Raw genomic sequence first — 12,226 nt, forward strand, 5'->3', positions numbered from 1 at the left:
ATGAGTTGGACTGATGCTTTTTTAGAAAGAGCCGAAGGAGACCCTTCGGCGGGCATACAGCTTGCAGAGATGGTCGGCGAAAGCTCGTGTAAAATCGGCGACCTTATACTTACATCTGAAGACCTTCTTTTTGATGAGTCCTTAACCGTGAAGCTTGCAAGCGCCGTGGCAGGTCAGTGCCCTGAGGGTGGTGCTTTGATAGATAAAAGTACATATATAAGCCCGCTTAAGGCAGGTGATAAAGTGGCGGTGATGAAGGTAAAAGGAAGCGACCCGACCGACTACACATCAAGTCTTTATCTTGTACTTGGAAAGATGGTGAAGCTATGAGTATCTTACCTTCCTTCTTAGAGGAGCTTAGCAATATAGATATAGCAGAAAGCGAAGGAAACAAGGTTATAGAGGTACCGCGCGAGTACGGCATAGACTTCACTACAGGACAGCTTACGGGCAAGATAGTGGAAGGGCTTGAAGCTATAAAAGTATGGGTATGGCTTTGTATGCACACTGAAAGATTCAGGCACGCTATATACTCAAGCGATTACGGTACATCACTGGAACAATATTTCGGGCATGTGCTTAGTGATGAGTATATAAATACCGATTGCGAAAGCGAAATAACAGACGCGCTTCTTATGAACGACTATATCGAAAGTGTAGAAGATTTTGAAGTTGTCAGAGACTCCGACAGCTTGAATATAAAATTCAGAGTATTGACAAAGTTCGGAAGTTTGGAGGTGGATGAGAGTGTACGAAGATAAGACTTACAAAAGTATCTTAGCAGATACCAAAAGCGACATAGGCGATGAAGTCATAAAGGTAGAAGGCAGTCTTGTATACAATGCCTTATCCGCCTTGGCTTACGAGATTGAAAAGTTGTATATACAGCTTGACTATATCATAGAGCAAAGCCACGCCGGCACAGCAGACCTTGAGCATCTTGAGATGATTGCACTTGACAGAGGCATACTCAGAAAAGAGGCCACTAATGCTTATGTAAAAGCGGAGTTCAATGTGGCGGTGCCGATTGGCAGCAGATACAGCCTGAAGGGATACAACTACAGAGCTGTAGAGGTTATAAATGATACTTTGCATCAATATAAGATGATAGTGGAAGAGACGGGAGCAGGCCCGAACGACTTAAGGGGTGACCTTATTCCAATCGACTTTACAGAAGGACTTGAGAGCGCAAAGGTGACGGAGCTACTTGTCGCAGGCGATGATGACGAAAGCAAAGAGTCTTTATATAAAAGATACATTGAAAGCTTTACATCTCAAAGCTTTGCAGGCAATATCGCGGCTTACAAGGAGAAATTTGCAAGTATACAAGGCATAGGCGGTTCAAAGATATATCCGACTTGGAAGGGTGCAGGCACGGTAAAAGCTGTATTGATATCTTCAGATTATACTGCAGTCAGTGATTATCTTATAGGTCAAATAAGAGCGGAAGCGGTACCCGCAAAAGGCAGCGGATACGGTTGGGCACCGATTGGCCACAATCTGACTATTGAGTCAGTAAAAGAAGTGGTTATAAGTGTAAGTACTCAAATAACTTACGCGGCAGGATACTCAAGCAGTAATTTGTCTGAAAAGATAAAAGAAAAAATAAAAGAGTATCTTAAGGGTATCGCAGAGGCTTGGAAGGAAGGCGATGAGCATACCGAAGCAATTATATATATATCAAGACTTGAGTCGGCTATATTAGATGTACAGGGTGTGCTTGATGTGAATAATACTTCTTTGAATAAAAACAGCAGTAACTTGACTTTACAAAGTGACGAAATTCCAAAGCTTGGAGAGGTGGCATTGATATGATAGAAGTTGATACGCTTCAATATCTACCGCTTCACATAGCGGAAATAGAGGAGTTTAAAAAGATTGCAAAGACTTATGATAAGTATTTAAGACTTGCGTGGGCATCTTTGCAAAGAGAAGAACTTAACAGGATTTTAGCCACAATGGACGAGAGTGAGTGCGCACAGTGGGAAGAGCTGCTACATATAGTAGTAAATCTGGCTGACAGCTTAGAGGATAGAGTCAACCGCATAAGGGGTTATCATGTGTCCGATTTACCGTACACAATCAATAAGCTTGATGAAGTATTAAAGGTTGTGTGCGGTGCGGATAACTATAAGTTAAAAGTGGATAACTCAAAGCACCTGATTGATTGCGGTGTAAAACTTGTATCAATACCCATGATTGACGTAGTGGCCGACCTGATAAGAAAGAGAGCGCCTGCGAATATGATTGTGAATGTGTATGCACTATTTAACAGATGGGAGCGTTTTAAACAATTAAGGTGGTCAGAGATTACTACAGAAAAGTGGGGTGGTCTTTATGGCGACAAAAAATGGCAGGAGGAATAAAAAATGCAAAAAACGAGATTTTATCAATTAAATAAGCCACAATTATCCGATTTTGCAAATATAGAAGAAGCGATAAATCCGTCTATGGATATAATCGACTCAAAGTTGAAAGAGCTATCTGACGGCAAAGTAAGCGCAAATGACGGAGCGATAGCAGATGTGAAGTTACCGCCTGCTTGGGTGGAACAGATGGCCATATCTGACTTAAATCAGATTGAGGCAAAAAGAAGCATAAAAGGGATTTTAAGTGCCCTTATTGGAGGCCTTAAATTTGTACATGCTTTTTTTAAGCAGACAAGGACTATAAAAGTGACTGCTGCAAGCTTTTCAAGTACAGCGCCTTATACTTTGCGTGTAGCCGTGTCGGGCATGAAAGCGACAGATACCCCCGTTATAAGTCACTTTTTGCCGTCAAATGTCACAGATATCGGAGTAATAAAAGCTTCCTGGAAAGCTTACAGCTGTATAGATAAGATTGAGACAGATGATGGCGGTATACTTATAAAATGCTTTAGAAAAAAGCCACAACAGGACATATGGCTGATGGCGAAAGGAGGTTGACATGGCTGATGCGATATTGATGTCGGGTGGAGTTGGTGGAGTGACTTCTGATGATGTGACAGCAAGAAGAGAACACGTACTGCAGGGATATACAGCACTGACAAGCGACAGTAATGATGAGCCTGTACAGGGATCTATGGTCAACCGCGGAAATATGGTGGATACAGTGAGCTTTGAGAACGCCTATTGGGCTTCAAAGTTTTTGGCACGAATGGAACAAGGCTTTTACTTACAGAATGGTCAATACAAGCCCTGTGTGGCTATACCTTATGAGGTGCTTGCACAAGTTGTAGGGGTAGACAGGTCAAAAATGCTTGATACTCTTACCATAGCGGGTAAGCAAGGGCAGATAAAATCAATTAACACTCAGGACAGCAATTACAGGGCTAATAAATCAACAGCATATGGAATAGATTGGTGGTCCGATACAAACAATCCCGTGTTCTGGATTGATTTTCCACATGGAAATGGCTACTACAATCGTCCGGACGGACATCCGCACACATGCATTGACGCGGTGAATTTAGGCGATGTAACTGCAGATAAGGTTATGCGAGGTTTTACAGCAACAAGCAAACACGGAGTAAAATTCGCAGGCACAATGCCCGATTTGCAGTCGGGTAGAACGGTTTTTAATAGTGCCACTTTCGATAATGAATTAGCATCGGGAGTGGCGAATAAGGGTTTTTACTTAAACGGCACGTATTTTGCTTATAGCTTAAATCAAAATTATGGCTATGCAGGCATATATAACGGCGGTATGAATTTTAATTTGTCCACTGGCTTTCCTGGGTTGAAATCAAGGCGTATTGGCTGTGTACTGTCGCAATCTATAAATTTAACGCCTTTTAGGCAAATTGTTATAAGCTACAGAACACTAGCAAATATTCAAGGCAATCCTTATGCGACCTTGGAGGCGTATGTAGCCCGTGTAAGCACAAGAAGGCTGATTGACGTAGCAGGAGCAGGCAAGGTTGATGCAATAGATGTTTTGAGGCAAGACACCGCAAGCCCTGCAATAAATCGGACTGGTCAAATTGTACTGAATGTGGCGGATATAAACGAGCAAACTTTTGTAAGTTTTGGCGCTTACTGTAATAGCGACAGAGGGTCAGATGTCTTTGCAGGCGCTGTCCAAATTACAAAAATAGACTTTTTAAATTAAGAAAGGAGGCAACAATGAAGTACACTATATTATACAGGTCAAACGGTGATGTCTTGGCGGTAGTGTCCGAACAGTCGGACTTGGAAGCTTTGAAAATCGGTACTTTTGAAGTACCTGACGGCCATATCATAGACAGTATAGACACAAGCAAAGAAGAGCATACGGCAGTATCTCACGCAACTCCGATGGCCGACATTGCAAAGCTTATGGCAGAGGTGGAAGCGACAAAGCAACATCTTGAAGAGCTTAATCGCAAGCGTTCAGAAGAGACAGAAGAGATGCGAAAGGCCATACTTGCAAATGCCACCATGATGGCCACACTTGCACCGCCTGAAGAGGGCGAAGAAGATGAAGGTTAAGACTGTTTAAGCAGTCTTTTTTAATTTAGAAAGGAGATACAAAAATGAAAGCAATTTATGACTTATTTGCAACTGCAATTATTAAGGGGGAGACAAGATACAGAGATATCCTGCCGATTTTCAAGAAGGGTGTTAAGAAGTCTTTAAAAGAAAAAGGACACCCAGAACTTGCTGATGACAATGCGCCACTTGCAACGCCGTCAAATGCTGAGCATATAGAAGAGTAAAAGAGAAGGGGGATTTTACTTTGAGACCTTTAAATGAATGGCTTTTAGCCTTACAAGTGAAAGATATAGCCTCCTTGGTGGCATGGGCAGTCGGTGCGATTAGCATAATTATAGAATTCAATAAAAAAATCCCCCTGCATCCGCTTAGTCATGTATTCAGGTGGATGGGTTCGATTTTAAATAGAGAAACTTTAGAAAAGCTTGACGAAATAGCATTACAGAGTGCGCAAGTAAAAGAAGAGGTTAAGGACATAAGCGACAGGCTCACACGCTTTGAGGAAGAGACAAACGACAAAAGGGCGGTCGATATGCGCAACCAAATAATTGACTTTTCAGAAAATTTGCGACTTGGTAAAGAGTACTCAGTCAAGCAATTTGAGAGTGCTTTGGGAGTGGTCAGTAGGTATTACGACCATTGTGAAAGGCACAATATAAGAAATCACTATATTGACGGTGAAACGGAGTTTATAAAAGAAAAATTCAGAGAAGTAAAAGAAAGGAAGTAATAAGATGAAGTTTAGTAAGAATACTTATGATTTTTTAAAGTGGGTAGCGCAGTTTTTATTGCCTGCAGTCGGAACACTTTACTTTGCGCTTGCAAGCATTTGGAACCTGCCACACGGCGAGCAGGTAGTGGGAACGATTACTGCAGTAGATACCTTTTTAGGTGTGCTACTTGGCATAAGCTCAAATGCATATTACAAGGACTTAAAAAATTTATAATTGAAGTTTGAGGGCTGCAAGGCCCTCTTTTTAATTTGGAAAGGAAATTCAAAAATAATGCCGAAAAGCAAGACATATGATGAATTTGTAGAAAAATTTAAGCCAAAAAAGACCACAGACGACTGCTACACTCCGCCTGCAATATATGAGGCGGTAAAAAATTGGGCTGTAAAAGAATACGGCCTTGAGGGCAAAGAGGTAGTAAGGCCATTTTATCCGGGTGGTGACTATGAAAGCTATGACTATCCTGCAGATTGTGTCGTGATAGATAATCCGCCATTTTCGATATTAACAAAAATTGTTAATTACTATATAGAAAAAGAAGTTAAGTTTTTTTTATTTGCGCCACAACTAACACTTTTTTCAAGCCGCTCAGGATCCTTTATTGTTACCGACTCAAAAATTATATATGAAAATGGGGCTGAAGTGCGCACTTCTTTCATCACCAACATGGACAAATACAAGATAAGAAGTGCTGAAGAGTTACGACTTGCTATTATAAAAGCGCAGGAAGTTGAAGAAAAGCCAAGCTTACCAAAATACGAATACCCCCACCACGTAATTACTTCTGCAAGGCTTGCAAAATTAGTCAATAGAGGTCTTGAATTTTTCTTTGGAGACAAAGATGTATCTTTTACAAGGTCGCTTGATAGTCAAAGACCACTCAAGAAAGCACTTTTTGGTGCAGGCTTTTTAATATCAGAGCAAAGGGCGCTTGAGCAAAGGGCGCTTGAGCAAAGGGCGCTTGAGCAAAGGGCGCTTGAGCAAAGGGCGAGGGAGCAAAGGGCGAGGGAGCAAAGGGCGAGGGAGCAGGAGCAAAGAATTTATTGGGAACTTAGCGATAGAGAAAAAGAAATAATAAAAAATCTTGGATAGGAGGACGATATGGACAATGCATTTACAGCAGGCAAGAAGCTACTTGGTGGAAGCTACTCACAATATACCCCTTCAGGTAAAAGCCTACTTGCCCAAAAGGGCAGAATGGGGAAAATCCCACATTTTGGGGACAAGGTATATTTTTACAGCCCAAAATTAAAAAGAGTGTCGCACGTGGGTATAGTGGTAAGTGTAAATAAAGATAATGATAGATACGACATTGAGACAGTAGAGGGTAATACTTCATCAATCGCATTCGACCGCAACGGCGGTTGCGTGGCAAAGAAAAGATACAGCTTTGCGATTGCGGAAGTGGGCGGAGCAAATAGAATTAATTGTTTTTGCAGTCCGTTTTTTAGCGAGGATACTTGCACAGCTGGGGGATTTGTAAAAGTCGCCCTTGAAGAGGTGGGATACGAAGAGAAGGCAAGCAACACAAATCTTGAGGACAAGCACGGCAATAGAGGGGACAAGAATTATACTAAGTATGGTGCTTGGTATAAAGAAAAGTGCGGAGGCGACCACCCCGCCTATTGGTGCGAGCAGTATGTCAGTTGGTGCGCATATATGGCTTGCAAGGCATACAATGAAACATCAAGAAGCGGATGGGTAAAAGTTGCCGACAGATGGCAGTACATCATAACAGGTGGACCGATAAAAGGCCAATGGGCAGAGGTTGACGGGCGTTATTATGTATTTGATAATTCGGGCAATATGATAACAGGGTGGTTCAAATCCGAGGACGACTGGTATTATATGAACCCTGCCGACGGCGCTATGCTTTCAGGCCAGTGGCTAAAACTTGATGGGGTTGACTACTATCTGACTAAATCGGGAGTGATGGCCAAGAATGTGTATATATTGACGGACAGTGTATATTACAAGGTGGACGATAGTGGTAAGCTTGTAGAAGAGTATAAGAGCGTACCTGCAGATGTTGAGAGTATAGGCATAGCAGAGTAGAAGAAAAGGCAAGAGGTTTAATCCCCTTGCCTTATTTTTTTGACTACTTCCATGTAAGTGCGTGGATGTCGTCAGAGCTTAGCTTTTTTATGTATTTCTTTCTTTCTTCTTCCATAAGCTCAAACGATCCTTTTGAAAAATCTTTATCTTCAAGTTCTTCAACAGTGAAAAAATCCGTCCTATCTCCAACTTCGTTAAAGTGATTTTCAATCTTTTCTGTCAATATTTCAATTGCCCAAGCCTTGTAGTCAAATTTTGGGTTCTTTAAAATTGTATTTAATGAGAAGAACTCTGAAAAGAAAACCCCTTTAACGCATACGGAGTATAAAATTCCATTCTCATAATGTGTGCTATCGTCTTCCGCGTCATGGTGTGCCCAACTAACCGGATTTACCTCTAAATTATCATTCATGTAAGTATTGTATTGAACCTCTGTTAACATTTTTAAACCCCCTAAAAGCTTGTTTTGTTTTCTTAACTGTCTTTATTATACCCTATATATAGGGTAATGTCAAGCTTTTTATAAATAATTTTGTATTATTTTTTCTTTTTCCTCAGGTACCTCTACATACTCAAGAATGTCGCCCGGTTGCAAGCCTGCAAGGCAACAAACCTTGTTGAGCGTATCAAGTGTGATATTCCCACCGTCCTTAAGCGACTGAACAACACTTTTTGAAAGGATTTCTCTTTGCAGCACTGTTTGAGTGTACCCCGCCTTTTTTAATGCTGCCAAAATATCAATTTTAAACCTTATCATCTTTATATATCCTTTGTCTTTTTGTCGCAAGCCACCTTTCGGCGGCTTGCGTTTTTAAGTTTTATTTATCTTTCTTCTGCTACTTCCATAAGTCTTTCAAAAACTCCCGGATCCTCGTCATATCCTTCTACTGTCTTAAGTCCTTCGATGTCCTCGTCTGATAACCTGTAAAGGTTTACTTCAAATTTTGCTCCGTCGTCCATTGCGATGTAAAACTTGTTGTTTGCCTCGTCCATCTCTACGCTGTTTACCATGTTAACTGTGTACTTCTTCATTTTTAAATCCTCCAAAATTTGCTTTTCTTTGTTGTTTTCCTGTATCGCTCTTAACTGTCTTTATTATACCCTATATATAGGGTAATGTCAATACCTTTTATAGATTTTTATAAAAAATTTTTTCGTGTGATATATCGTGTGATACATCTTAGAAATATATCGGAAAAACAAGAAAAATATTTCTTTTTAAAGATAAAAAACAAAGCTAGAAATGGCTTAAAATCTAGCGTTTAGCGAAAAAGCTTGATATATCGTGCTTTTTCAAAAACAGCCTTGACGGGTTCGAGTCCCGTCTCGCGCTCTTTTTGTTTTAAAGGTCTTGTTTTTACAAGGCTTTTTGTTTTGCAAGGCACTTCTTCTACAAGGTTGATTCATTAGTGGAATATAAGACTCTCTATGTTTTTTGTAATCAGGATTCAGATCCTTAGACTTATGGGTTGGTATTTCCTTCGGCACATAAATATCTTTGTTATTAACGCACGCAAACAAAGACCTATCAAATGCCTTGATAAGCATAACTTTTGTTCCTTTTCGATAATGGATCTGCACTCCCTTATAATCTATCATATTATAAAACTTTTTCTCAAATTGAATCGCATGTCCGGCATCAACAGTTCTTTAGGCAAGAACCTCTAAAGTAAGATTTATTTTTTCTCTTATAATTCATTCAAAAAAATTAAAAAAGTATAATTTTCAAAAAATTAAAAAAGTTATTGACAATAGTAGTAAGGTGCTGTATTATTATACCACTGCCTCTGAGGCAGACAAATTTTTAAAATGAAAACAAGACTTTTGAAATATATAATTAAAAAGTTGTTGACAAAATTTTGAAAGTTTGGTAATATATAAAAGTTGCTTATGAAGAATAAAACTTAGACGACTAAGTGAAATGAGTTTATTCTTTGCAACAATGAACCATGATAATTTAAGATTAAACAGTACACACAACCCTGAAAATTCACATATTTTTCTTGATGAGAACAAGCGTAGCGTAGTTCGAATTTAGAAAAATAGCGCACCTCGTCGAGCGCAGCGAGACGATGGTGTTACATATGATATGTAATGAGATTTCAGAAAACAACGTTTAGATTCGAACAGAATTTAAAACCTTTAAAAAACAGTAGATCTGTGAAAACAGATGCAAGCTAGCGACAGGCTAGATTAAACTTTTATATGAGAGTTTGATCCTGGCTCAGGATGAACGCTGGCGGCGTGCTTAACACATGCAAGTCGAACGAAGCTGCTAAAAGGAAGTCTTCGGATGGAATTTTAGTAGACTTAGTGGCGGACGGGTGAGTAACGCGTGGATAACCTGCCTTATACAGGGGGATAACGGAGAGAAATTTCCGCTAAGACCGCATAAGACCACAGCACCGCATGGTGCAGGGGTAAAATATTTATAGGTATAAGATGGATCCGCGTCCGATTAGCTAGTTGGTGAGGTAGAGGCTCACCAAGGCGACGATCGGTAGCCGGCCTGAGAGGGTGAACGGCCACATTGGGACTGAGACACGGCCCAAACTCCTACGGGAGGCAGCAGTGGGGAATATTGGACAATGGGGGAAACCCTGATCCAGCGACGCCGCGTGAGTGAAGAAGTATTTCGGTATGTAAAGCTCTATCAGCAGGGAAGAAAATGACGGTACCTGACTAAGAAGCCCCGGCTAACTACGTGCCAGCAGCCGCGGTAATACGTAGGGGGCAAGCGTTATCCGGATTTACTGGGTGTAAAGGGAGCGCAGACGGCGAAGCAAGTCTGAAGTGAAATGCATGGGCTCAACCCATGAATTGCTTTGGAAACTGTTTGGCTTGAGTGTCGGAGGGGTAAGCGGAATTCCTAGTGTAGCGGTGAAATGCGTAGATATTAGGAGGAACACCGGAGGCGAAGGCGGCTTACTGGACGACAACTGACGTTGAGGCTCGAAGGCGTGGGGAGCAAACAGGATTAGATACCCTGGTAGTCCACGCAGTAAACGATGAATACTTGGTGTCGGGGAGGTAAACTCTTCGGTGCCGCAAGCAAACGCATTAAGTATTCCACCTGGGGAGTACGTTCGCAAGAATGAAACTCAAAGGAATTGACGGGGACCCGCACAAGCGGTGGAGCATGTGGTTTAATTCGAAGCAACGCGAAGAACCTTACCAAATCTTGACATACTCTTGAATAGTTTTGTAATGAGGCTAGTCCTTCGGGACAAGGGATACAGGTGGTGCATGGTTGTCGTCAGCTCGTGTCGTGAGATGTTGGGTTAAGTCCCGCAACGAGCGCAACCCTTGTCGTCAGTAGCCAGCAGTAAGATGGGCACTCTGACGAGACAGCCGGAGATAATCCGGAGGAAGGTGGGGATGACGTCAAATCATCATGCCCCTTATGATTTGGGCTACACACGTGCTACAATGGCGTAAACAAAGTGAAGCGAAGCCGCGAGGTCAAGCAAATCACAAAAATAACGTCTCAGTTCGGATTGTAGTCTGCAACTCGACTATATGAAGCTGGAATCGCTAGTAATCGCAGATCAGAATGCTGCGGTGAATACGTTCCCGGGTCTTGTACACACCGCCCGTCACACCATGGGAGTCATCAATGCCCGAAGTCAGTGACCTAACCGTAAGGAAGGAGCTGCCGAAGGCAGGGAGGATAACTGGGGTGAAGTCGTAACAAGGTAGCCGTATCGGAAGGTGCGGCTGGATCACCTCCTTTCTATACATTTTTCACTTAATGAAAACGAGCCGAAGGCGAGGTTTGAATTCTAGTGAAAAAGTAGTTCTTCATACGAACGAAGTGAGTATGATAGAACATCATTAAAGGCTTTAGTAGGGGTTGTGAGTACTGTTTAGTACTAAATTGAAATGGTACTAAAATCAAACATTATTGGTGTCGATGCGTCTAGGGGATACACCCGTTCCCATTCCGAACACGATGGTTAAGACCTGGTCGGCCGATGGTACTATACTGGAGACGGTATGGGAGAGTAGGTGGATGCCAATTTATGGGGGTGTAGCTCAGTTGGGAGAGCACCTGCCTTGCAAGCAGGGGGTCAAGAGTTCGAATCTCTCCATCTCCATAGTTAAAGCTTGAAAGCTTTAACTATAAATGTACCTTGAAAACTGCATACCAAACGAGAAATTATATAAATATTTTATAATTAGACATCCGAGGTATCAATTACTTTAAAGTGATTGATATTTAATAACAAAAAATAAATTTTTAAACATAGTGTATGATACACGCTAGTGTCATACAAAACACTAAATCTAAAAGATTTAAGAGGTTAAACATAAAGAGCGTAGGGTGGATGCCTAGGCACTGACAGCCGAAGAAAGACGTGACAAGCTGCGAAAAGCTGCGGGGAGAAGCACATATTCAGTGATCCGCAGATGTCTGAATGGGGAAACCCACTTGGATAAACTCCAAGTATCTGTACGCCAATACATAACGTACAGAGGGGAACCCGGTGAACTGAAACATCTAAGTAGCCGGAGGAAAAGAAAACAACAGTGATTGCGAAAGTAGCGGCGAGCGAAATCGTAAGAGCCCAAACCGTGGTGCGTGCACTGCGGGGTAGAGGACTGCAATACGAGTAAGATATATTACCTGAACCGTTTTGGAAAAGCGGGCCAAAGAGCGTGAGAGCCGTGTAAGGGAAAATGTATTGAATCCAGCAGTATCCGGAGTACCACGAGACACGAGAAACCTTGTGGGAAGCAGGGGGGACCACCCCCCAAGGCTAAATACTAGTCAGTGACCGATAGCGTATAGTACTGTGAAGGAAAGGTGAAAAGAACCCCGGGAGGGGAGTGAAAAAGAACCTGAAACCCTATGTTTACAAACTGTGGAACACCGAAAGGTGAACCGCGTACTTTTTGTAGAACGGTCCGGCGAGTTACATGTACAGGCGAGGTTAAGTATTAAAGATACGGAGCCGAAGGGAAACCAAGTCTTAATAGGGCGAT

Annotated in this window: 15 protein-coding genes, 1 tRNA gene, 3 rRNA genes and 1 pseudogene (1 of these 20 running past the window's edge); 16 read left to right on the forward strand and 4 right to left on the reverse strand. The window is 41.8% G+C overall.

The window, feature by feature from the left end; genetic code table 11:
* Genes EHW90_RS00225 through EHW90_RS00280 form a run of 12 tightly spaced genes read left to right on the forward strand, consistent with a single transcriptional unit; the run spans nt 1 to nt 7,240 of the window.
* Nucleotides 1-330, forward strand: coding sequence for a hypothetical protein (locus EHW90_RS00225; protein WP_124950285.1), 330 nt, complete (start codon nt 1-3; stop codon nt 328-330).
* Complete coding sequence (locus EHW90_RS00230; protein ID WP_124950287.1) at nt 327-761, forward strand: DUF2634 domain-containing protein; 435 nt, start codon at nt 327-329, stop codon at nt 759-761. Before EHW90_RS00225 ends, EHW90_RS00230 begins: the two co-directional genes overlap by 4 nt.
* Nucleotides 742-1,815, forward strand: a complete 1,074-nt coding sequence (locus tag EHW90_RS00235) for a baseplate J/gp47 family protein (protein WP_124950289.1) — start codon at nt 742-744, stop codon at nt 1,813-1,815. The genes EHW90_RS00230 and EHW90_RS00235 overlap by 20 nt, the downstream gene beginning before the upstream one ends.
* Nucleotides 1,812-2,366 carry a putative phage tail protein gene (locus EHW90_RS00240; RefSeq protein WP_124950291.1) on the forward strand — a complete coding sequence of 185 codons (555 nt, stop codon included), beginning with the start codon at nt 1,812-1,814 and terminating at the stop codon, nt 2,364-2,366. The genes EHW90_RS00235 and EHW90_RS00240 overlap by 4 nt, the downstream gene beginning before the upstream one ends.
* A 3-nt stretch (nt 2,367-2,369) precedes the next feature.
* A complete protein-coding gene (locus EHW90_RS00245) occupies nt 2,370-2,927 on the forward strand; it encodes a hypothetical protein (protein WP_124950293.1) in 558 nt (185 codons plus the stop codon).
* Nucleotide 2,928: 1 nt separating this feature from the next.
* Nucleotides 2,929-4,092, forward strand: a complete 1,164-nt coding sequence (locus EHW90_RS00250; protein ID WP_124950295.1) for a hypothetical protein — start codon at nt 2,929-2,931, stop codon at nt 4,090-4,092.
* A gap of 14 nt (nt 4,093-4,106) precedes the next feature.
* Entirely contained in the window at nt 4,107-4,451 is a 345-nt protein-coding gene (locus EHW90_RS00255) for a hypothetical protein (RefSeq protein ID WP_124950297.1), read from the forward strand.
* Nucleotides 4,452-4,495: 44 nt separating this feature from the next.
* Entirely contained in the window at nt 4,496-4,678 is a 183-nt protein-coding gene (locus tag EHW90_RS00260) for a hypothetical protein (protein WP_124950299.1), read from the forward strand.
* Nucleotides 4,679-4,698: 20 nt separating this feature from the next.
* On the forward strand, nt 4,699-5,184 hold the full coding sequence (locus EHW90_RS00265) for a hypothetical protein (protein ID WP_124950301.1): 486 nt from the start codon (nt 4,699-4,701) through the stop codon (nt 5,182-5,184).
* 4 nt (nt 5,185-5,188) lie between these two features.
* On the forward strand, nt 5,189-5,401 hold the full coding sequence (locus tag EHW90_RS00270) for a phage holin (protein ID WP_124950303.1): 213 nt from the start codon (nt 5,189-5,191) through the stop codon (nt 5,399-5,401).
* Complete coding sequence (locus EHW90_RS00275) at nt 5,402-6,277, forward strand: hypothetical protein (RefSeq protein ID WP_243113872.1); 876 nt, start codon at nt 5,402-5,404, stop codon at nt 6,275-6,277. It abuts the gene before it with no gap.
* A 9-nt stretch (nt 6,278-6,286) separates the two neighbouring features.
* A complete protein-coding gene (locus EHW90_RS00280) occupies nt 6,287-7,240 on the forward strand; it encodes a cell wall-binding protein (RefSeq protein ID WP_124950307.1) in 954 nt (317 codons plus the stop codon).
* A 43-nt stretch (nt 7,241-7,283) separates the two neighbouring features.
* On the opposite strand, the gene EHW90_RS00285 is transcribed toward EHW90_RS00280, so the two are convergent.
* The 4 genes and pseudogenes from EHW90_RS00285 to EHW90_RS13915 all read right to left on the reverse strand — a co-directional run.
* Nucleotides 7,284-7,682: a hypothetical protein gene (locus EHW90_RS00285; RefSeq protein WP_124950308.1), complete on the reverse strand. Its 399-nt coding sequence runs from the start codon at nt 7,680-7,682 to the stop codon at nt 7,284-7,286.
* Nucleotides 7,683-7,760: 78 nt separating this feature from the next.
* The gene (locus EHW90_RS00290) at nt 7,761-7,997 is read right to left on the reverse strand and encodes a helix-turn-helix domain-containing protein (RefSeq protein ID WP_124950310.1); all 237 of its coding nucleotides are present in this window, start codon (nt 7,995-7,997) and stop codon (nt 7,761-7,763) included.
* 65 nt (nt 7,998-8,062) lie between these two features.
* Nucleotides 8,063-8,272: a hypothetical protein gene (locus EHW90_RS00295; protein ID WP_124950312.1), complete on the reverse strand. Its 210-nt coding sequence runs from the start codon at nt 8,270-8,272 to the stop codon at nt 8,063-8,065.
* Nucleotides 8,273-8,533: 261 nt separating this feature from the next.
* Nucleotides 8,534-8,929, reverse strand: a pseudogene (locus EHW90_RS13915) (hypothetical protein); the annotation flags it as partial.
* A gap of 512 nt (nt 8,930-9,441) precedes the next feature.
* Between EHW90_RS13915 and EHW90_RS00305 the strand changes: the two are divergent.
* From EHW90_RS00305 to EHW90_RS00320, 4 genes are all read left to right on the forward strand, one after another.
* Nucleotides 9,442-10,973: ribosomal RNA gene (locus EHW90_RS00305) — 16S ribosomal RNA — on the forward strand.
* Between the two features lie 170 nt (nt 10,974-11,143).
* Nucleotides 11,144-11,261, forward strand: a 5S ribosomal RNA gene (rrf, locus tag EHW90_RS00310).
* Nucleotides 11,262-11,264: 3 nt separating this feature from the next.
* A tRNA-Ala gene (locus EHW90_RS00315) sits at nt 11,265-11,337 on the forward strand.
* 205 nt (nt 11,338-11,542) lie between these two features.
* Nucleotides 11,543-12,226 (forward strand): 23S ribosomal RNA (locus EHW90_RS00320); it runs 2,313 nt beyond the window's last position.
* The 16S, 23S and 5S rRNA genes sit together here with 1 tRNA gene alongside, the layout of an rRNA operon.

Source organism: Lachnoanaerobaculum orale, assembly GCF_003862485.1.
Classification (GTDB): domain Bacteria; phylum Bacillota; class Clostridia; order Lachnospirales; family Lachnospiraceae; genus Lachnoanaerobaculum; species Lachnoanaerobaculum orale.

Bases quoted from the DNA above. Each gene is read 5' to 3' on its own strand.
- EHW90_RS00250 (WP_124950295.1), top strand. From the start codon at position 2,929: ATGGCTGATGCGATATTGATGTCGGGTGGAGTTGGTGGAGTGACTTCT.
- EHW90_RS00290 (WP_124950310.1), bottom strand. From the start codon at position 7,997: ATGATAAGGTTTAAAATTGATATTTTGGCAGCATTAAAAAAGGCGGGG.
- EHW90_RS00245 (WP_124950293.1), top strand. From the start codon at position 2,370: ATGCAAAAAACGAGATTTTATCAATTAAATAAGCCACAATTATCCGAT.
- EHW90_RS00255 (WP_124950297.1), top strand. From the start codon at position 4,107: ATGAAGTACACTATATTATACAGGTCAAACGGTGATGTCTTGGCGGTA.
- EHW90_RS00235 (WP_124950289.1), top strand. From the start codon at position 742: ATGAGAGTGTACGAAGATAAGACTTACAAAAGTATCTTAGCAGATACC.
- EHW90_RS00295 (WP_124950312.1), bottom strand. From the start codon at position 8,272: ATGAAGAAGTACACAGTTAACATGGTAAACAGCGTAGAGATGGACGAG.
- EHW90_RS00260 (WP_124950299.1), top strand. From the start codon at position 4,496: ATGAAAGCAATTTATGACTTATTTGCAACTGCAATTATTAAGGGGGAG.
- EHW90_RS00270 (WP_124950303.1), top strand. From the start codon at position 5,189: ATGAAGTTTAGTAAGAATACTTATGATTTTTTAAAGTGGGTAGCGCAG.
- EHW90_RS00225 (WP_124950285.1), top strand. From the start codon at position 1: ATGAGTTGGACTGATGCTTTTTTAGAAAGAGCCGAAGGAGACCCTTCG.
- EHW90_RS00280 (WP_124950307.1), top strand. From the start codon at position 6,287: ATGGACAATGCATTTACAGCAGGCAAGAAGCTACTTGGTGGAAGCTAC.
- EHW90_RS00285 (WP_124950308.1), bottom strand. From the start codon at position 7,682: ATGTTAACAGAGGTTCAATACAATACTTACATGAATGATAATTTAGAG.
- EHW90_RS00230 (WP_124950287.1), top strand. From the start codon at position 327: ATGAGTATCTTACCTTCCTTCTTAGAGGAGCTTAGCAATATAGATATA.
- EHW90_RS00240 (WP_124950291.1), top strand. From the start codon at position 1,812: ATGATAGAAGTTGATACGCTTCAATATCTACCGCTTCACATAGCGGAA.